This window comes from Cyanobium gracile UHCC 0139 (genome assembly GCF_034931325.1).
In the GTDB taxonomy this organism is placed as follows: Bacteria; Cyanobacteriota; Cyanobacteriia; order PCC-6307; family Cyanobiaceae; genus Cyanobium; species Cyanobium gracile_B.
In genome coordinates this window covers 102,429-121,600 of the sequence record NZ_JAYGHX010000008.1, presented here as the reverse complement: position 1 = coordinate 121,600, position 19,172 = coordinate 102,429, and the positions used below count along the sequence as shown (strand labels likewise).

The 19,172-nt window shown below is 72.2% G+C and carries 19 protein-coding genes; 7 read left to right on the top strand and 12 right to left on the bottom strand.

The window, feature by feature from the left end:
• Nucleotides 1-186: sigma factor-like helix-turn-helix DNA-binding protein (locus VB738_RS13130; RefSeq protein WP_323306162.1), on the top strand; the 186-nt coding region annotated here is incomplete at its 5' end.
• An 87-nt stretch (nt 187-273) separates the two neighbouring features.
• Here the strand turns inward: VB738_RS13130 and VB738_RS13125 are convergent.
• Entirely contained in the window at nt 274-564 is a 291-nt protein-coding gene (locus VB738_RS13125) for an RNA-binding protein (RefSeq protein WP_323306161.1), read from the bottom strand.
• Nucleotides 565-702: 138 nt separating this feature from the next.
• Between VB738_RS13125 and VB738_RS13120 the strand changes: the two genes are divergently transcribed.
• Entirely contained in the window at nt 703-954 is a 252-nt protein-coding gene (locus VB738_RS13120; RefSeq protein WP_323306160.1) for a hypothetical protein, read from the top strand.
• A 28-nt stretch (nt 955-982) separates the two neighbouring features.
• Here VB738_RS13120 and VB738_RS13115 read toward each other — a convergent pair whose 3' ends face one another.
• The 4 genes from VB738_RS13115 to VB738_RS13100 form a co-directional block, all read right to left on the bottom strand.
• A complete protein-coding gene (locus tag VB738_RS13115) occupies nt 983-1,162 on the bottom strand; it encodes a hypothetical protein (RefSeq protein WP_106221166.1) in 180 nt (59 codons plus the stop codon).
• A 119-nt stretch (nt 1,163-1,281) separates the two neighbouring features.
• Entirely contained in the window at nt 1,282-1,761 is a 480-nt protein-coding gene (locus VB738_RS13110; protein WP_323306167.1) for a hypothetical protein, read from the bottom strand.
• An 89-nt stretch (nt 1,762-1,850) separates the two neighbouring features.
• Nucleotides 1,851-4,760 carry a hypothetical protein gene (locus VB738_RS13105; RefSeq protein WP_323306159.1) on the bottom strand — a complete coding sequence of 970 codons (2,910 nt, stop codon included), beginning with the start codon at nt 4,758-4,760 and terminating at the stop codon, nt 1,851-1,853.
• Between the two features lie 44 nt (nt 4,761-4,804).
• Nucleotides 4,805-6,520 (bottom strand): AarF/ABC1/UbiB kinase family protein, encoded by a 1,716-nt coding sequence (locus tag VB738_RS13100; RefSeq protein ID WP_323306158.1) that lies wholly within the window; start codon nt 6,518-6,520, stop codon nt 4,805-4,807.
• On the opposite strand from VB738_RS13100, the gene VB738_RS13095 reads away from it, so the two are divergent.
• Genes VB738_RS13095 through VB738_RS13085 form a run of 3 tightly spaced genes read left to right on the top strand, consistent with a single transcriptional unit; the run spans nt 6,519 to nt 9,401 of the window.
• Complete coding sequence (locus VB738_RS13095) at nt 6,519-7,880, top strand: aminotransferase class I/II-fold pyridoxal phosphate-dependent enzyme (protein WP_323306157.1); 1,362 nt, start codon at nt 6,519-6,521, stop codon at nt 7,878-7,880. The two genes, VB738_RS13100 and VB738_RS13095, sit on opposite strands and share 2 nt — an antisense overlap.
• 5 nt (nt 7,881-7,885) lie before the next feature.
• The gene (cbiT, locus tag VB738_RS13090) at nt 7,886-8,485 is read left to right on the top strand and encodes a precorrin-6Y C5,15-methyltransferase subunit CbiT (RefSeq protein ID WP_323306166.1); all 600 of its coding nucleotides are present in this window, start codon (nt 7,886-7,888) and stop codon (nt 8,483-8,485) included.
• A gap of 10 nt (nt 8,486-8,495) precedes the next feature.
• Nucleotides 8,496-9,401 carry a phosphatidate cytidylyltransferase gene (locus VB738_RS13085; RefSeq protein WP_323306156.1) on the top strand — a complete coding sequence of 302 codons (906 nt, stop codon included), beginning with the start codon at nt 8,496-8,498 and terminating at the stop codon, nt 9,399-9,401.
• Nucleotides 9,402-9,408: 7 nt separating this feature from the next.
• Here the strand turns inward: VB738_RS13085 and VB738_RS13080 are convergent, their stop codons facing one another.
• Together VB738_RS13080 and VB738_RS13075 are read right to left on the bottom strand one after the other, a co-directional pair.
• Entirely contained in the window at nt 9,409-10,089 is a 681-nt protein-coding gene (locus tag VB738_RS13080; RefSeq protein WP_323306155.1) for a DUF2993 domain-containing protein, read from the bottom strand.
• Nucleotides 10,090-10,120: 31 nt separating this feature from the next.
• Nucleotides 10,121-10,441, bottom strand: a complete 321-nt coding sequence (locus tag VB738_RS13075; protein ID WP_323306154.1) for a hypothetical protein — start codon at nt 10,439-10,441, stop codon at nt 10,121-10,123.
• Nucleotides 10,442-10,513: 72 nt separating this feature from the next.
• Between VB738_RS13075 and VB738_RS13070 the strand changes: the two genes are divergently transcribed.
• Nucleotides 10,514-11,983 (top strand): NAD(P)-binding protein, encoded by a 1,470-nt coding sequence (locus VB738_RS13070; protein ID WP_323306153.1) that lies wholly within the window; start codon nt 10,514-10,516, stop codon nt 11,981-11,983.
• On the opposite strand, the gene VB738_RS13065 is transcribed toward VB738_RS13070, so the two are convergent.
• From VB738_RS13065 to VB738_RS13045, 5 genes are all read right to left on the bottom strand, one after another.
• The gene (locus tag VB738_RS13065) at nt 11,934-12,407 is read right to left on the bottom strand and encodes a DUF1499 domain-containing protein (protein WP_323306152.1); all 474 of its coding nucleotides are present in this window, start codon (nt 12,405-12,407) and stop codon (nt 11,934-11,936) included. The two genes, VB738_RS13070 and VB738_RS13065, sit on opposite strands and share 50 nt — an antisense overlap.
• Nucleotides 12,404-13,315, bottom strand: a complete 912-nt coding sequence (locus VB738_RS13060) for an alpha/beta fold hydrolase (RefSeq protein WP_323306151.1) — start codon at nt 13,313-13,315, stop codon at nt 12,404-12,406. Before VB738_RS13060 ends, VB738_RS13065 begins: the two co-directional genes overlap by 4 nt.
• The gene (locus VB738_RS13055) at nt 13,312-14,415 is read right to left on the bottom strand and encodes an iron-containing alcohol dehydrogenase (protein WP_323306150.1); all 1,104 of its coding nucleotides are present in this window, start codon (nt 14,413-14,415) and stop codon (nt 13,312-13,314) included. The genes VB738_RS13060 and VB738_RS13055 overlap by 4 nt, the downstream gene beginning before the upstream one ends.
• 54 nt (nt 14,416-14,469) lie before the next feature.
• Nucleotides 14,470-17,019 carry an ATP-dependent Clp protease ATP-binding subunit gene (locus VB738_RS13050; RefSeq protein ID WP_323306149.1) on the bottom strand — a complete coding sequence of 850 codons (2,550 nt, stop codon included), beginning with the start codon at nt 17,017-17,019 and terminating at the stop codon, nt 14,470-14,472.
• 183 nt (nt 17,020-17,202) lie between these two features.
• Complete coding sequence (locus tag VB738_RS13045; RefSeq protein WP_323306148.1) at nt 17,203-17,667, bottom strand: GNAT family N-acetyltransferase; 465 nt, start codon at nt 17,665-17,667, stop codon at nt 17,203-17,205.
• Between the two features lie 62 nt (nt 17,668-17,729).
• Here VB738_RS13045 and lysA point away from each other — a divergent pair, with 62 nt between their 5' ends.
• On the top strand, nt 17,730-19,154 hold the full coding sequence (gene lysA / locus VB738_RS13040) for a diaminopimelate decarboxylase (protein ID WP_323306147.1): 1,425 nt from the start codon (nt 17,730-17,732) through the stop codon (nt 19,152-19,154).
• Nucleotides 19,155-19,172 lie beyond the last annotated feature (18 nt).

Below are 19,172 nucleotides of genomic sequence, written 5' to 3'. Positions count from 1 at the left end.
CTGCCGGAACTGCAGGGGCGGGTGCTGAAGATGCGCTACGGCATCGACGGCGAGGAGCCGATGAGCCTCACCGGCATCGCCCGCACCCTGGGCATGAGCCGCGACAAGACCCGCAACCTGGAGCGCAGGGCCCTCGAAGGCATCCGCCACCACTCCCGCTCCCTGGAGGCCTACCTGGTGGCCTGAGCCCAGGGGCCAGGAGGAGGGCAAAGCCGGAGGCACTCCTACGACAAAGCCCCCGTTTCCGGGGGCTGCCGACCGTTTCGGCGGGACTCAGTAGCGGGCGCGGCCGCCGGCGCCACCGCCGCCGCCACCACCACCCGTGCGGGGCTGGGCCTTGTTGACCCGGATCATCCGCCCCATCCATTCGACGTCCTGGAGGTCGTCGATGGCCTTGGTTTCATCGGCCTCATTGGCCATTTCAACGAAGGCGAAGCCGCGCTTGCGGCCGGTTTCCCGGTCGAGGGGCAGGCTGCAGTTACGCAGTGCTCCGTATTGCGCAAACAGATGGTTGAGATCCTCCACCTCCGCATCGAAGGAGAGATTTCCAACGTAAATCGTCATGAACAGAAAAACAATTATGAACCGATTCGTCGATAGCCCTTACAGGACGTTGTCACTCGTCGAAGAGAAATCTTTGAATCAACAGAAGCGTACAGCCTGGATGGGCTGGCAGGCTGGGCCCCCTGCGCAGGGAGAACGATGAAGGAGCAAGCGACGGCCGTCGCCCTGGTGGCGCTCTGGGTACTGGGCTGGGGCGTGGGCGGCTCGCTGATCGATGCCGGACTGATCGGCGCCGGCGTCTACGACCTGGACGGCGGCCAGACGGGCACCCTGCTCACCTTCCTGCTCTGGAGCCTGCTGTGGGGCGGCTTCGGCCTCAAGCTGTGGCGCCGCAGGGTCGCCGGCGGCTCCGATGCTGGCCGGGAGGACAACGGGAGCAGCGGAACCTGAGCATCCTGGACGGGCGGAACGACGCGACCTACTTGCGGATGCCGAGCAGCTGGGCGCCGTAGTGCTCGCTGAATTCGGCCTGGTGCTGCCAGGCGGTCAGGAGGGTCTTGGCGACCTTGCGGAGTTCCTCGATGTCGTTGCAGCTGTCGATGGCGCGGGAGTGAACGGCAATCGAAAACTGGCGGTTGAGGGAAAGGGAGGCCTGCATGTCCTGCTTGCGTTGTTTCAGAACGTTACGAGCAGTTGCCGGTTGGTGCGCGGCGGCCGGTTGAACGGCTATCCGCACCGGGGCTTCCTTCCAGCCCTGAACCCAGCCCTGAACAGGGCTCAGAAGAACTGGTCGAAGTTGTCGAAGTCCACGGCGCTGAAGGTGCCGTCCTGCACCTGGGCCATCAGCCGCTCCAACTGCACCCACAGGGCACCGCCGGTGAGCAGCGACAGCACGAAGGCCACCAGCAGGGCGGCACCGGCGGCGAAGCCGAACACCTGCAGGCTGGCGCCGATGAACAACGTCACCCCGATCACCAGACCCGCGTAAGGCATGGTCGTCTCCAGGTTGGCGATCGGCAGCAGGGCGAGCCGGTCCTGCTTCCAGCCCTCCAGCCGGTTCTGGACCATCCGGGCGAAGGTGAGACCGCACAGGACGGCCATGGCCAGGCCGATGCCGGCCAGCATGTAGGGCGGGTAGGTGAGCGGGGCGTACTCCAGCAGGATCTCCATGGCATCCAGATCGCCATAGTCCCCGCTGGCCTGGTCCAGTCCCGCCTGCTGAAGGGTCACGGGAGCAGCGTCGAGGGCGGCCAGCAGCAGGGACACGGCGGGGATGGGGACGGGCGATCGGGCCCGACCCTAGGCGCCGGAGCCGCCCCGACAGAGGAACCCAGCCGTTGAGCCCCTCAGCCGAACCGGCCGCGGAAGCGATGGACCAGGGCGTTGAGGGCCAGCAGCAGGAGCCCCACGCCGACGAACACCAGTCCCCGCAGCCCCAGGTCGGCCTGGGCCATGTCGATGGCCAGCAGACGCAGCAGGCAGGCCCCCAGACCCACCAGGGCCACCTGGCGGAACTGGGGCTCCCGCAGCACCACCCCCAGCAGGTAGACAGCCAGGGCCTCCGCCGTCCACAGCAGGGTCAGCAGGGCCCGGTCGTAGCCGCTGGCCAGAACCACCGCCACGGCGATGAACAGGGGATGGCCGAGCCAGAGGTTGCGGCGGCGTGCCACCCGCCCGCCGACCCAGGCCAGAAGTGGCCACCCGCCCGGCTTGGCCAGCCGCTTGAGGTCGAGCCAGCGGCGGCAGGCCAGGACGAAGGCCGTCTGCAGAGCGATCGCCACCAGCCCGGCGGTCTGGGCCGCTCCTGTGGCGGGGGGGAAGGACGGCAGGCCGACGCTGAGGCCGACCAGCAGCGTCGCCACCGCCAGCCAGTAGACGATCACCCCATAGACCTGCAGCCGGATGGCGAAGCGCCGCACCAGGGCCGGCCAGACCAGGAGCAGGGCCAGCAACGTCCAGGCGACGGGGCGCCAGGGGGCGCTGATCTCCCCCTGCAGCAGCACCACCACCCCCAGCAGGGAGCCCTCAAGGAAACAGGGCTGCACCGCCTTCCAGCTGGGCAGCCGTGCCAGCTCCGGCCCCGCCCGGAAGAACCAGGCGTGGAGGCCGACGGCGATCGCCAGCAGCTCGATCAGCAGGCGGCCGCGCACCTGCAGGACGCCGAGCGTCACCAGCTCCTGGCTGGGTCCGATCACCACCAGGAAGGAGACGCCGAAGGCGGCCAGGTAGGCCAGGGAAAGCCCCAGGGCCACCCGCACGGCGCCGCCCCGCAGCCAGCGGCTGCCGGCCAGGGCACCGGCGCACAGCAGCAGCCAGGCCGCCCCGGGCAGCAGCGGCGAGAACGGCTCGAGCAGCCACAGCACACCCAGGCCGGCATCGGCACCCAGCAGCGCCAGCCCCAGGCCCTGCAGCCGGCCGCCGCCACCGGCGATCGTCAGCAGCAGGGCCAGAACACCCAGGGGGAGCAGGCGGGCCAGCAGGGGCAGCGGCGGCCAGGGGGCCTGGGCCAGCAGGGTCAGCCAGCCAGCCGCATGGGCCAGGGCGATCGCGGCGGTGATGCCGCCCAGCAGGCCGGGAGGTCGCCAGCGGCGTGCCGCCACCAGGAAAGCGCCCATCACCCCCAGGCTCAGGGCCGAACGCCAGTCCTCCGGCACCACCAGGGCGGTTCCCACCGCGACCAGGCCGCCCGCCAGCCAGCCCAGCAACGGCGGCTGGGGCAGCGGCACAGCTCGGCGCTGCAGCAGCACCTGCATCGCCGCCGTCAGGCCCGCCCCGACCGTCAACACCGCCCCGGTCTGCAGCTGGTGCAACGGGTCGCCGCGCAGCAGCGCGGCCCCCAGGCCGCTCAGGGCCAGCACCACTCCGGCGGCGGCGCTGAGCCACCAGCCGACGCGGCTGAGCGGTCCGGAGCCCTCCCGCACGGCGATGGTCAGGAACAGCAGCGACTCCAGCAGCACCACCCCGGCCAGCAACGGCCCGTCGGCGATCACCGGGGCCAGGCCCAGCAGGGCCGCAAGTACCAGGGTCTGGCCCACCAGCGCATCGCCCAGGGCCAGCCAGCGCGGCCCCCGCTTCCGGGCCCCCTGGCCCAGCAGCAGCGCCCCCACGGCGGCGGCAGCCAGGGCACCGGCGCGGACAGCCGCCGTAGGTGGATAGAGCAGCAGGGCCAGGCCGAGGCCGCCCCACTGGCTGAGCAGCAGGGCCGCCGGCACGGCCTGCAGCCGGGGAGGGACGGCCCCCGGGCGGTGCAGCCGCAGCAGAGCCGGGCCGAACACCAGCACCGCCGCCAGGACCGCACCAGCCGCCAGGGCGGGGGAGGCGGCCAGGGCGGGGCCATTGCGCAGGAACCAGACCACCTGGAAAGCGCCGAACAGCCAGCTGACCGCGAGCCGGTGCCGCGGCCAGCGGTGCCGCAGGGGCAGCTCCGAGCCCAGCAGGGCAATGGCGGCGGCGATGGCCAGGGCGGGGCCGCCCTGGGGACCGATGGCCAGGGGCACCAGGCTCACGGCCACGTGCAGCGAGGCGATCGCGGCGGTGCGGGCCATGGCGGCCAGGGCCAGGTTGGCGGCCACGCCCGCGGCCAGCAGGGCCAGGGCCGGGAATGGGTCATCGATCCACTGGAGCCCGAGCTGGGGCAGGCCGCCGGCGGCGGCGCAGGCGAACAGGACCAGGGCACCGCCACCGCTGCGCATGGCGTCGGTGAGGTCTTGCCAGCGCGGGCGCCGGCCCCAGAGCAGCGACGGCAGGGCCAGGGCCCCGCCCGCCAGCAGGGTGAGCAGGAACCGCTCGCGGGGTCCCAGCTGCAGGCCCGCGTTGATCGTCAGGAAGGTGACCCCGGCCACCACGACGAGCACGCCGAGCAGGCCGCTCCAGTTCTCCGCCAGCAGCCGCTCGATCCGCTTCCAGGGCCCGCCCGTTGCCCCGCTGGGCCGGGAGGGCGCCAGGGGCACCTGTTGGCGCCGCCCGGGGGCGGCTGCCTCCGCCACCGCCTCGGGCTGGGATCTGGTTTCAGCTTCGGCCTGCGGCGCCGCCGGGGGGAGTTCCACAGCGGCGGCGAGCCTGGCCGGTTCGGGCGCGATGTCCCCATCCAGCCGCTTCTGGAGCACCCCGCTCCACAGCGACAGGGCGAAAAAGCGCTGGCTCAGGGAGGCGGCCTGCTGCTCAAGGCGCCGGACCCGCCGCTCCAAGGCACGGACCTGCAGGATCAAGCCCGCCACCAGCAGGGGCAGGAGGGCCAGCAGCAGGACCTCGTTCAAGGCGCCGCGGGGGGGCCGTGGGGATCAACGGGCACCGGACGGCGTCAGGCGGCGAGCGGATTCAAGCGGGCCAGCAGGCCCGTGGCCAGCTTGCGGGCCGAGAAGGTGCGCCGCATCAGCCCCAGCAGGGCCTGGAGATCATCGGTGTGCAGCCGGTCGTCGCTCACCAGACTCAGCAGCAGCCGCTGCCGCAGGCTGGTGCCCTCCTTGCCCAGCAGCAGACGCAGGCCGTCACGGGCCACCGGCAACAGATCGGTGGAGGCGGAACCGTTCTCGACCACGGCCAGCAGGTTCTCCAGCCGCTCCACCCGCAGGCGCCCGTCGCGATCGAAGATCACCTCCAGCAGCTTCTCGCGCATCTCGGCGGTGTCGCCGGCCAGCAGACGTTTGGCCACGTAGGGGTAGGCCACCCGGATGATGCGGAAGTCGGGGTCGAGCCGCATCGCCAGCCCCTCCTGGCTGACCACCGCCCGGATGATCAGGGCGAAGCGGGCCGGCACCCGGAAGGGATAGTCGTACATCAGCTCCGAGAAGCGATCGGTGATCGCCTTGAAGTTGAAGCTGCCCACGTTCTCCCCAAGGGCCCCACCGAGCACCTCCTCGAGGGCCGGCACGATCGGCCCCAGGGGGGTGCTGGGGTTGAGGAAGCCCAGGGCCACGAAATCCCTGGCCAGGGCGTCGAAATCCCGGTTGATCAGGTGCACCACCGCCCCGGTGAGGGTGAGCCGGTCGGCATCACTGAGGGAATCCATCATGCCGAAGTCGACATAGGCCACATGGCCCAGACCGTTGGTCTTGCCGGGCAGGGCGAACAGGTTGCCCGGGTGGGGATCGGCATGGAAGTAGCCGAACTCCAGCAGTTGCTGCAGACCGGCGATCACACCGGTGCGGATCAGGGCCGCCGGATCCAGGTGGTGGGCCTCCAGTTCGCGGCGACTCTGCAGCTTGGTGCCGTTGATCCAGCTGGTGGTCAGCACCCGGCGGCTGCTCAGGGGCCGCACCACCGCCGGAACGGTCACCTCGGGGTGGTCCTGGAACAGGGTGGCGAAGCGTTCGGCGTTGTCGGCCTCGCGCCGGTAGTCGATCTCCTCGAACAGGGTGTAGCCGAACTCATCGATGATCGCCCCGAGCCCGAAGCCCAGATTCAGCGGCAGGAACGGGGCCGTCAGCACCGCCAGCGAGCGGATGATGACCAGGTCCCGGCGCAGCACGAAGGGGAGGTCGGGCCGCTGCACCTTCACCGCCACCCAGTGGCCCTCGCTCAGGCGGGCCCGGTACACCTGGCCCAGGCTGGCGGCCGCCATCGGGTAGTCGGGGAACTCCTCGTACAGCTGGTGGGCCGGGGCCCCCAGCTCCGCCTCGATCAGCGCCAGGGCGACCGCATGGGGGAAGGGGGGCAGGTCGTCCTGGAGGCGGGCCAGTTCCTCCAGCCAGTCGCGCCGCACCAGGTCGGGGCGGGTGGAGAGGGCCTGGCCCACCTTGATGAAGCAGGGGCCCAGGTCGTTGAGGGTTTCGAGGATGGCGCGGGCCAGCCGCTGCTGCACCCGGGCGTCCGTGCTGCTGGACTGGACCGCCAGCCGCAGGCCCAGCCCCGCCAGGCGCCACAGCACCACGATCAGCCGGCTGATCAGGACCCAGGGGCGCCGCAGCAGCCAGCGCAGGTCCGCGTTGGGGTCGTAGCGGGGGGTGGGGGAGATGTCCTCGGCCAGGGTCCTGCCCCATCGATGGTCAGACTCTAGGAACTGCGTTCCCCGCTCCATGGGCCCCTTCTGGCGGTCAGTGCCGCTGGCCCTGCACCTGCCGGCCCACGGCCGCGGCCGGGCCCTGGCCCCCGATCTGCGGCGCCTGCTGCGCCAGCCCCCGGGCCGCTGGGATCTGCCCGAACTGCCCGGCTTCGGGGGGCCGCTGGAGCCGGAGGGAACGGTGGCCGAGGCCCAGAGGCGCGCGGCGGCCCTGCTGGGGGCGGAACGCTGCTGGTTCGGGGTCAACGGGGCCTCGGGGCTGCTGCAGGCGGCCCTGCTCGCCCTGAGCCGGCCGGGCTCCCGGGTGCTGCTGCCCCGCAACCTGCACCGCAGCCTGCTGCACGGCTGCGTTCTGGGCGGCCTCGAGCCGCTGCTGTTCGACCTCAGCAGCGATCCGCTCACGGGCCTGTGGCACCCCCCGAAGCCCCGGCGGCTGGAGCGGGTGCTGGCGGCGGTCGCCGCGGACGGCGGCCCCCCACCGGCGGCCCTGGTGCTGGTGGATCCCACCTACCAGGGGCTGGCGGCCGACCTGCCCGCCCTGGTGGCCCTGGCCCACCGGGCCGGCCTGCCGGTGCTGGTGGACCAGGCCCACGGCGGCGGCGAGGCCCTGGCCGCCGGCGCCGATCTGGTGGTGCTCTCCGTCCAGAAGAGCGGCACCGGCCTGGCCCAGAGCGCCGCCCTGCTGGCCCAGGGCGAACGGGTGGCACCCGCCGCCATCGAGCGGGCCCTGCTGTGGCTGCAGACCTCCAGCCCCAGCGCCCTGCTGCTGGCCTCCGCAGCCGCGGCCATCGAGCACGGCGCCAGCACCGCCGGCCGGCGCCAGCGCCAGCGGGCCGTGGTCCGGGCGGGCCGGCTGCGCCGCCGGCTGGAGGGCCAGGGCCTGCCGCTGGTCGCCAACGGCGATCCCCTGCGCCTGGTGCTGGCCACGGCCCCGCTGGGGATCAACGGCCTGGAGGCCGACACCTGGTTGCTGGAGCGGGGAGTGATCGCGGAGCTGCCGGAACCCGGCGCCCTCACCTTCTGCCTGGGGCTGAACCCACCCCGGGACGTGGAGTGGCGCCTGCCGCGCCAGCTGGAGGCTCTGCGCCGGGCCCTCGGCGGGCCGCCCCTGCCCCCGTTCGCGCCCCCCCCTCTGCCGCTGCTGGCGGCACCGGAGCTGCCGATCGGCGTGGCCTGGCGGAGCCCCGCCGAGGCCATCCCCCTGGAGGCGGCCGCCGGCCGGGTGGCGGCGGCACCGATCTGTCCCTATCCGCCGGGGATCCCGCTGCTGGTGCCGGGGGAGCGGATCGATCCGGCCCGCGCCGGCTGGCTGCTGGAGCAACAGCGTCTCTGGCCCGGTCAGATCGCTGATACGGTGAGCGTCGTGGCCGGTTCGTGAGCCCGTTGCCGAACCCCTTCCACTGGGATTTCGTCACCCCCGGACTACCGGACAGCGCCTTCGAGGACGCCCCGGGGTTCAGCCCCACGCCGCTCGAGCTGCGGGTGATGCTGCTGGCCCATCTGCGACCCCGGGCCGATTCGCTGGTCTGGGACGTGGGCGGCGGCACCGGCGCCCTGGCCCTGGAAATCGCCCGGCTGATGCCCGGCGGCGCGGTGCACACCCTGGAGCGGGATCCGGAGGCGATCGAACTGCTGGAGCTCAACCGGCAGCGCTTCGACATCCACAACCTGCACATCCATGCCGGCGAGGCCCCGGAGGACCTGGCCCTGCTGCCGCCCCGACCCGACCGGGTGCTGCTGGAGGTGGGCCGGCCCCTGGAGGATGTGCTGCGGGCCGTCTGGGAAGCGCTGCAGCCCTCCGGACGGCTGGTGATCAGCACCGTCAACCTGGAGGGACTGGTGAAGGCCACCGACACCCTCGCCCAGCTGGGCGCCCACGATGTGCAGGTGGTGCAGGCCACTGTGCACCGCATGCAGCGCCGCGGCAGCCAGGCCAAGCTGGCGGCCGCCGAACCGCTGTTCGTGATCGCCGCCGAGCGCTGAGTCCGAACCCTTGCTTCCCGCCCCCCGCACCGCCACCTCCGTCCCCCGCCTGCTGAGCGGCTGGCTGGCGGGTGGCTTCGGGCTGGTGGTAGTGGGTCTGGGTGGCTGGTGGTTCACCGTCGCCGTGGGCGTGATCGTGCACCTGGGCCTGCTGGAGTTCTTCCGCATGGCCCAGTTCAAGGGCATCCGGCCGGCCGTGAAGACCACCCTGGTGGCGGTGCAGCTGCTGCTGGTCTCCACCCAGGTGGCCGCCGGCAGCCTCTGGGGGGGGAGCGGCATGGCAGGCGACGTGGCGGCGGCCGTGCTGCCCGCCTCCGGGGCGGTGATCTGCGGCTGGCTGCTGCTGCAGCCCGTCACCGGCACCATCGCCGACATCGCCGCCTCGGTGTTCGGTCTGTTCTATCTGGGCTTCCTGCCCAGCCACTGGATCAAGCTGCGCGATCTCACCGATCCCGCCCTGGCCCCCGCCCTCGACGGCCTGGGCTGGCCCTGGAGTCCGGGCATGGCCCTGACCCTGCTGGCCTGCCTGATGATCGTCGCCACCGACATCGGCTCCTACGTGATCGGCCGGCGCCTGGGGCGTCACGCCCTCTCGCCGATCTCCCCCGGCAAGACGGTGGAGGGGGCCCTGGGCGGGGTGCTCTGCGCCCTGCTGGTGGGGGGCCTGGGCGGGGTGCTGCTGGGCTGGCGCTGGGGCTGGCTGATCGGGGCGGTGCTGGGGGCGGTGGTCTCCCTGTTCGCCCTTGTGGGGGACCTGACCGAATCGATGATGAAGCGGGATGCGGGCCTGAAGGATTCCGGCGATGCGATCCCCGGCCACGGCGGCATCCTCGACCGAATCGACAGCTACCTGTTCGTGCCGGCGGTGGTCTATTCCGCGGTGACCCTGGTGCTGCCCCTGCTGCAGCGGAGCTGAGGACCCCTCAGGGGGAGACCCGGGCCTCCCCCTCCAGGTGCAGCAGGCCGGCACCAAGCTCGGCCCGCTCGATGCGGATGTTGGGGTCCATCGGCAGCCGGGCGTGGGGGGTCCCCTCGGCGCAGCGCAGTTCCACGGTGCCGCCGTCGGCCCGCACCGCCACCTCCCGCTCCACCGGCTCCCGGTCGCCGCTGGCGAAGGCCCGCAGCACCAGCCGGTCCTCCCGGATGCGCAGCCCCGCCAGGGGGGTGAGGCCCAGAAGGTCGTCGGCCAGGCCGTCGCCGAGGCCGCGCCAGGCCGGCGTGCTCAGGGAGCGGCTCAGCCCATCGCCGCTGAAGCTCACCTGCCCCTGGATGCGGAAGGGCGACTCCAGCTTCACCGCCTGGTTGCGCACCAGGGAGCCCATGCGCACCTGGATGCCGTCGCAGCGCAGCTCCACCTCCTCGATCTCCATCGCCTGATACACGACCCGCCGGGCCCGCAGCCGCACGCCATCGAGGCGGCCGCGCAGCAGCCGCAGCCCCGAGCCCTCCAGGCGGATCTCCAGCCGCTCGATCGCTTCGCACTGCTGGCGCAGCCACAGCTCCAGCCCCCGGGCGAGCAGGCCCATCACCGGACCGCCGGCGGTCTCCGGCACTTCGGCCGCCATCCCTTCGCTGGGTCGTTCGCTGTCCGGGGTCTCGCTCATCCACCACCAGGGGACAGGACTCCCCAGATTCTCATTCCGTCCCGGCTCCTTCCGCCCGGGCCCGGCGGGCGGCTCGGAAGGCCTCGCCGGCCGTGATCGCCGCCAGCAACAGCAGCCCCCCCAGGCCGATCAGCTGGTCGGTGGGATCGACGGCCGACGGGTCCGCCGCGGTGCCGGCGCCTCCCAGCACCGCTCCGAGCAGGAACCAGCCCGTGGCCACGGCCGTGGTGATCCAGTAGGCGCGCCAGCGGCGCTGGTAGATGTAGCCGCTGCCCAGGCCGGGCACGACGTTGAGCAGGGCCCCCAGCCAGGGGGCGGACGCCGCCAGGATGGCTTTGTCGTCAGGCGTCATCGGGGTCGCTCCATGGCTGGATCCAGCGCCGAGTCTGGCCAGCCACAGGGTCGACCTGCGCCCTCGCTGGCGGTGGTCGGCGCCGGGGTGGCCGGCTGCGCCCTGGCGGCGGGGCTGCGGCGCGGCGGCTGGGCGGGCTCGATCGTCCTCTGGGAGGCGGGCCGAGGTCCCGGCGGACGGGCCGCCACCCGCCGCTCCCGCCACGACCCCGGCTGGCAGATCGACCACGGGGCACCGCTGTTCAACCTGCTCGAGGGCCCCGAACCGGAGCTGGTGGCACCCCTGCTCGCGGGGGGCTGGATCGAGCCCTGGCGGGAGCCGGCGGCGCTCCTCGACGGCGACGGGGGCCTGGGGCCGGCCGATGGAGATCCCCTGCTGCGCGGGCGACTCTACCGGGGCCGCAAGGGCATGGACGACCTCGGCCGGGGGCTGCTGGCCCTGGCGGCCCAGGCACCGGCGGGGTACCTCGATGGCCGCTACGGCACCCTGGTTCGCCACCTTGAGGCCCGGCCCGGCGGGGGCTGGCGCCTGGCCGATGCCGCTGGCACGGTGCAGGGGGAGGCCGACTGGCTGGTGCTCACCGGCACCCTGCTGGCCCATCCCCGGGCCCGGCAGCGCTTCGGCTGGCCGCAGGTGCCGCTGCAGCAGGCGTCGCAGGGCCTGGGGGACGCCGGGCTGGAGGCCGCCCTGGCGTCCATCGCCAGCATGGAGATGGAAGAGCGCACCAACCTGATGCTGACGATCGAGACCGCCGCCGCGGCCCGCTGGCTGGCCCTGCCCTTCCGGCTGCTCGGCTTTGACGGCCCCGCCCAGCGGCGCTGGGGGCTGCGGCGCCTGTCGATCCAGCCCCTGGCCGATGGCCGCTGCGCCGTCGTGGCCCATGGGGTTCTGGCGGAGCCCGAAGACGCCGCGGCGATCACCGCGCTGGAGCGGGCCGTCGCCGCGGCCCTGGCCCCCTGGCTCGGCGATGGCGGGACGCTGGCGGGGGTGGAGCGGCGTCAGCTGATGCGCTGGGGGGCCGCCTTCCCCACGACCGGCGGCCTGCCCGCCGATGCCATGGTCTGCTCCCAGAGCCGGGTGGCCTTCTGCGGCGACTTCCTGACGGGGCCGGGGTTCGGCCGCATCGAGGGGGCCCTGCGCAGCGCCCAGACCCTGGCGGGCCGGCTGCTGGCCCTGGTGCTGCTGCTCTGCCTTGCCCTGGGCAGCCCGGCGGCGGCAACGGCGGCGGGCACCTCCGTCCCCTACCGCTGCGACGGCGACCTGTTGCTGGCGACCGCCGACAACGGGGCCGTGGATGCCCCGGGGATCCCCAACACCGTCGCCGGCACGGTGCCCGGCGCCACCGTGCTGCTGGAGTGGCGCGGTCTGCGCCTGCAGCTGCCGCGCACCAACAACGCCGGCCCCCCCAGCTACACCGACGGGATCTGGTGGTGGAGCCTGGAGGATCCGGCCCAGCCCCGCTTCCTGCACCGCCGCGACGCCATCGAGAGCTTCAGCTGCCAGGCAGTTCCTGCCGCAGGGCCGCCAGCCGGCGGCCGTTGACGCCCAGGTCCGAATCCCCCAGCCGGGAGCTGGAGCGGGCCTGCAGCACGCCGGCGGCCGGCTGGACGTTCAGCTCAAGGTCGTCGACGAAGCCGAACAGGCGGCTGGTGGCGGTGGCGTGCAGGTAGCGGCCGTCCCGCTCGAGGATCCGCACCCCCTCGGTGGTCTCCAGGATCGGCACCAGCGCGCTCAAGGCCGCCTCCGGATCGGTGAGCGGCCAGTCGGCCCGGGCGCAGTGGGCCGGCGCCCCGCAGGGGGAGAGGGAGCCATCGTGCACACCGAGATCTTCCGGCACCGGTCCCTCCAGGTGCAGCAGCGAGGCCTCGGCCCGGCCAGGGAGGGCGAGGGCGGGGACCCCGAGCAGCAGCACGAGCAGCAGGACGGCGAGGAGACGCGGAACGAAGAGGCGGGAGGCGGGGGTCATGGGTGGGTGGGGATGGGGGCAGAGGGAACACCCAGCCAGGCGGCGGCGACCTGTTCGGGCTGGTCGATGTGGGGCAGATGGCCGCAGGCCGCCAGTTCGGCGATGCGGGGGCCCAGCAGGGCCTGGGCGGCGCGCTTCTGGGGGGCCCACAGGATCCGGTCGTCGGCGCCCCAGAGCACCGCCAGGGGCTGGGGGGGCAGGGGGTCGCCGCAACCGGCGAAGCCACCGCTGCGGGCGAAACGGCCAAGGGCGCCTGCCCAGCCCGGCGTCTGCAGGTGCAGCGAAGCGATCTCCAGCTCCGCCGGACCCACATCCCGGTCGGGGTCGGCGAAGGCGCTGCGGCAGAGGCCCTGGCGCACCGAGGGCAGGGCCAGGAACCGCACCCCCAGACCGTCCAGCAGGGGCGGCAGGGGCATGGGCCGGCCGGTGAGACCGGCCGGGGCCAGCAGCAGCAGGCGCTCGAAGCGATCGGGATGGCGCCGGGCCAGCTCCACCGCCACCGCGCCCCCCATCGAGGCGCCGATCAGGCCGAGCCTGCGGCCGCCGGCGGGCTCCCGGTGCTCGAGCGCCTCCAGCAACGCATCGAGGTGGGCCAGCACGGTGCGGGGGGTGTACTCCCGCTCGGCGGGCCTGGGGCAGAAGCCGAAGCCGTGCAGATCCGGGATCAGCAGCCGGTGATGGTCCGCCAGCAGGGGGACCAGCCGGCGGAACTCCAGGAAGGAGCTGTCGAAGCCATGCAGGAGCAGCAGGGGCGGACCCTCCCCCAGCACGGCCACGGGCCACTGCCCTGGATGCTCCGGCAGCTCCCACCACTGCACCCGGGCAGCCAGGTCGCGGCCCAGCGGATCGAGCAGCGATGCGGCGGCGGCCGAGACCAGGTCGCGGCCGCTGGAGGGGCCGTCCGTCACGCCTGCTGCCGCTCGGCGGTGGCGCCCACCATGGCAGCGAGCAGATCCTCCGGGGCGACCGCGAAGGGCAGCCGGTGCAGGTCGGAGCCCTCCCGGCAGGCAAAGCGGCAGACCTGGCGGAGCTGATCGAGGCTGGCGCCGGCCAGCCCCAGCGCCTCGAGATCGGTGGGCAGCCCCAGCCGGCGGAAGAACGGCAGCAGCTGGCGGCGGGCCTGGGCCGCCAGGCGGTTGCCCGCCAGCTGCTCCTCCAGCCACAGCTGCACAAGCACCCCGAAGCCCACCTTCTCGCCATGCAGGCAGCCATGGGTGGCGGCGAGCTGGGTGAGTCCGTTGTGGACGGCATGGGCGGCCACGGTGCGGCAGCGGGCGCCACCGATGCCACCGATCAGACCGGCGGTGAGGGCACAGCCCTCGGCCACCCGCACCCAGGCCTCCCCGTGGGGGTCCGCCAGGGCGGCTTCCCCCTCCAGCAGCAACAGATCGCGCAGCAGCCTGGCCATCTGAACCGCCTGCTGCACAAGACCATCGCCGCTGGAGCCGCTGCTCACCGAAGCCTCATACCACTTGGCCACCGCATCGGCGATGCCGCTGGCCAGGGTGCGGGACGGCGCCTGCCGCACCAGCGCGTGGTCGAAGACGAGCAGGTCCGGGCAGCGGTCGAGGGCGACATCGCCCAGGAAGGCGCCATCGGGGGTGTAGAGGTTGGCCAGGGCCGTCCAGCCGGCGCAGGTGGCGGCGCTGGTGGGCACCGTGATGCAGGCCAGGCCAAGGCGGTGGGCCAGCAGCTTGCCCGCATCCAGCACCTTGCCGCCGCCGGTGGCGATGACCGCATCACAGCCGGCGGCCACGGCCTCACGGGCCAGGGGGCCGAGGTCCTCCTCGCAGCAGTCGCGCAGGGCCTGGCTGGCCACGGGGCGGGCTCCGGCCTGCTCCAGATCCACCGCCAGCTGCTGACGCAGCCCGAAGGTGGAGGCGCTGCGGCCAAGGAGCAGGGGGGTCCGGCCCAGGGCGACGATGCGGGGCAGGGCCTGCGGCCAGGCGCCCTCCCCACGGAAGACCAGCGCCGGGGCGATGGCCTGGGTCTGCAGAGGATCCGTCATGGCCGCCATCTCATCGATGAAATGTAGAAGTCGGCCGATCCGGGGCGCGATCGATCAGGCGCTGGCGCTGGCCAGCTCCGGCAGGGGTGGGGTGACCGACTGCTTGCGGATCACCACCTGCTTGTCGTCGTCGACATCCACCAGGCAGGCATCGCCCTCGCCGATCCGGCCAGAGAGGAATTCCTCCGCCAGGGAATCCTCGAGCAGGCGCATCACGGCACGGCGCAGGGGACGGGCGCCGTAGCTGGGGTTGTAGCCCTCCTCCACGAGGCGCTCCTTGAAGGCCTCGGTGACGGACATGCCGATGCCCTTGTCCTGCATGCGGGCGAACACCTCCCGCAGCATGATCTCGGCGATCAGCTTCACCTCGTCGCGGGTGAGCTGACGGAAGACGATGATCTCGTCGAGACGGTTGAGGAATTCCGGGCGGAAGTACTGCTTGAGCTCCTCGTTGACCAGGGAGCGGATGCGGTTGTACTGGGTTTCCTCCACGTCGCCGCCGCCGAACTCGAAACCAAGGCCGCCGCCGCCCTTCTCGATCACCTTCGAACCGATGTTCGAGGTCATGATGATCAGGGTGTTCTTGAAGTCGACCGTGCGGCCTTTGGAATCGGTGAGCCGACCGTCTTCGAGCAGCTGCAGCAGCAGGTTGAAGACATCGGGGTGGGCCTTCTCGATCTCGTCGAACAGCACCACGGTGTAGGGACGACGGCGCACGGCCTCGGTGAGCTGGCCGCCCTCGTTGAAGCCCACGTAGCCCGGAGGCGAACCGATCAGCTTGCTGACGGTGTGGCGCTCCATGAACTCGCTCATGTCGAGCCGGATCATGGCGTCCTCGCTGCCGAAGAAATAGGCGGCGAGAGCCTTGGTGAGTTCCGTCTTGCCGACGCCGGTGGGGCCGGAGAAGATGAAGCTGGCGATGGGGCGGTTGGGGTTCTTGAGGCCCACACGCGCCCGGCGGATAGCCCGGGACACGGCCTTGACGGCCTCGTCCTGGCCGATCAGGCGCTGGTGGAGGGTCTCCTCCATGTTGAGCAGCTTCACCGACTCGCTCTCGGTCAGCTTCTGGACGGGAACGCCGGTCCAGGAGGCGACGATCTGGGCGATGTCCTCCTCGGTGACCAGAGGCGAGCGGCTTTCCTCGCTGGCGTCGTCGGCCACGGGGCCGCCCAGCAGGGCCGGGGTGTCGGTCTCGCCGGAGCTGCCGGCGGGTTCGTCATCGCGACGGGCCTGGAGGATCGTGCGGATCTGATCGCGCAGTTCGACTTCCTTGTCGCGCAGTTCACCGGCCTTGGTGAAGTCCTGCTGGCGGACCGCATCCTCCTTCTCCTTCTGGACGCCGCGCAGTTGCTTATCGACCTCCTTGGCCGCCGGTGGCAGCTTGGAGTTGAGCAGGCGCACCCGACTGCCGGCCTCATCGATCAGGTCGATGGCCTTGTCCGGCAGGAAGCGGTCGCTGATGTAGCGATCGCCCAGGGTGGCGGCGGCGACGAGGGCCTCATCGCTGATCTTGAGGCGGTGGTGCTGCTCGTAGCGCTCACGGAGCCCCTTGAGGATCTCGATCGTGTCGACGACGGAGGGCTCGCCCACCATCACCGGCTGGAAGCGGCGCTCCAGGGCGGCGTCGCGCTCAATGTGCTTGCGGTACTCATCGAGGGTGGTGGCGCCGATGCACTGCAGCTCGCCCCGGGCCAGGGCCGGCTTGAGGATGTTGGCGGCGTCGATGGCCCCCTCGGCGGCACCGGCGCCGATCAGGGTGTGCACCTCGTCGATCACGAGGATCACGTTCCCGGCGGAACGGATCTCCTCCATGATCTTCTTGAGCCGTTCCTCGAACTCACCCCGGTACTTGGTGCCGGCCACGAGCAGGCCGATGTCAAGGGTGAGGACGCGCTTGTCCTCAAGGATGTCGGGGATCTCGCCCTGGGTGATCCGCTGGGCCAGGCCCTCGGCGATGGCGGTCTTGCCGACGCCCGGCTCACCGATCAGCACCGGGTTGTTCTTGGTGCGGCGCCCGAGGATCTGGATGACCCGGTCGATCTCGTTCTGGCGGCCCACGACGGGGTCGAGCTTGGACTCGGCCGCCAGCTGGGTGAGGTTGCTGCCGAACTCATCGAGCGTAGGGGTCTTGGTGGAGCCCTTGCCCGAGCTGCCGGAGGCCACTTCGGCCGTCTCGCCCAGCATGCGGATCACCTGGGTGCGGACCTTGGCCAGGTCGACGCCGAGGTTCTCGAGCACCCGGGCGGCCACGCCCTCGCCCTCGCGGATCAGCCCCAGCAGCAGGTGCTCGGTGCCGATGTAGTTGTGTCCCAGCTGGCGGGCCTCCTCCAGGGAGAGCTCCAGCACCCGCTTGGCCCGGGGGGTGAAGGGGATCTCGACGGCAACGAAGCCGGAGCCGCGACCGATGATCTTCTCGACCTCGACACGGGCGTCCTTCAGGTTGACCCCCATCGACTTGAGGACCTTGGCGGCGACACCGGTGCCCTCGCCGATCAGGCCCAGCAGGATCTGCTCGGTGCCGACGAAGTTATGGCCGAGGCGGCGGGCCTCTTCCTGGGCCAGCATGATCACCTTGATGGCCTTCTCGGTAAACCGCTCGAACATGGGGCGGGACCTGATGCAAGTGCGACCAACCTATCAGGATTGAAGGGCCGTGTGGGAGGTGGGGGGCACTCTCAGGTGCAAGCCATGTGCCGCAAGCGCTCAGGAGAAGCAGAACACAAACGAAGCGCCAGGAATCACGAGAAATAGGTATAGGAATCTACGGTTATCCACACCCTGTCACCTCTACAGGCTGACCCATTGGATCAGGGCGTCCTCTCCATTGCGGTAGTAACCATGACGGATGCCGGCGGTGCGGAACCCGAGGGCCCCGTACAGCGCGATCCCCGGGCCGTTCCCGGCCGCCACTTCCAGGGTGGCGCGGCTGGCGCCGCGCTCGCGAGCGAAGGCCATCAGGGCCTGCAGCACGCGACGCCCCAGCCCCCGCCGGCGCTGGTCCGGTGCCACCGCCACCAGGGTGATGTGGAGTTCATCGACCACAAGCCAGCCGCTGGCCATGGCCAGCAGGTCGGACCCCCGGAGCAGCCCCAGGCCCGGCCGGCCCTCCTCCTCCAGTTCCCGCTGCCACTGCTCCAGGCTCCAGAGCCCGCCGAGGGCGGCCCGGTCGAGGGCCAGGCAGGCCGGGGCGTCGGCTGGAACCAGCGGGCACAGGGTCGGGGCGGGCAGCTGTGGCGGAGGAGGTGCCGGCAAGGCCGTTGGACACGAACATCCTTACGATCAGACATCCTGACCCCCTCCCCGCACAGGCCGCCATGGTGACCAGCGCCTCCCCGGCGACCGATCCGGTCGCTCCCCTCCCTGCGGCCCCGATCCCCCCCGTGGGGGCTTTCGAGCACAGCGGCGATCCGCTCAGCCCCAACCGCAACCTGGCCCCGCTCACCGCCCGCCTCGACGCCCTGGGCCGCCTGGAGGTGGGGGGCTGCCTGCTGAGCGATCTGGCCCGCACCTATGGCACGCCGCTCTACGTGCTCGATGAGGCCACCCTGCGGGCCACCTGTCGGGCCTACCGGGAGGCGCTGGCCGCCCACTACCCCGGCGAGGCCCTGGCCCTCTACGCCTCCAAGGCCAACAGTTCCCTGGCGATCACGGCCCTGGTGGCCTCCGAGGGTCTCGGTCTGGACGCCGTCTCGGCCGGGGAGCTGCTCACGGCCCTGCAGGGCGGCATGCCCGCGGAGCGGATCGTCTTCCACGGCAACAACAAATCCGCCGAGGAGCTCCTGCTCGCCGTCGACCGGGGCGTGACGGTGATCCTCGACAACTGGAACGACATCACCCTGCTCGCCACCCTGGCGGCCGGGCGGCCCGCGCCGGTGCGGGTGCTGGTGCGGTTCACCCCGGGCATCGAGTGCCACACCCATGAGTACATCCGCACCGGGCACCTCGACAGCAAGTTCGGCTTCGACCCCGACCAGCTGGAGGCGGTGCTGCGCCACCTGGCTGGCTGCCCCTGGGCCCGGGTGGATGGCCTGCACGCCCACATCGGCTCCCAGATCTTCGAACTGGAGCCCCACCGTGACCTGGCCGGGGTGATGGCCGAGGCCCTGGGCCTGGCCCGTTCCCTGGGGCACCCCTGCGGCGACCTCAACGTCGGCGGCGGCCTCGGCATCCGCTACGTGGGCTCCGATGATCCGCCGAGCATCCAGGAGTGGGTGCGGGTGGTGGCCACAGCGGTGGCCGAGGCCTGCGGCCAGCGCCAGCTGGCGCTGCCGCGGCTGCTGTGCGAACCCGGCCGGTCTCTGGTGGCGACGGCGGGGATGACGCTCTACACGCTGGGCAGCCGCAAGGAGATCCCCGGCCTGCGCACCTACCTGTCGGTGGATGGCGGCATGAGCGACAACCCGCGGCCGATCACTTATCAGTCGCTGTACACCGCCGTTCTGGCGGATCGTCCTCTGGCGGAGGCCACCGAGGCGGTGACCGTGGCCGGCAAGCACTGCGAGTCCGGCGACGTGCTGCTCCACGACGTCCGCCTGCCGCTCACCAGCCCCGGCGACGTGCTGGCGGTGTTCGCCACCGGCGCCTACAACGCCGCCATGGGCTCCAACTACAACCGCATCCCCAGGCCGGCGGCGGTGCTCGTCCACGACGGCGTGGCCGACGTGGTGCAACGGCGCGAGCAGCCGGAAGACCTACTGCGCTACGACGTCCTGCCCCACCGACTCCTGCCGGTATCCTGACGGCGTCAGGCGGCCACC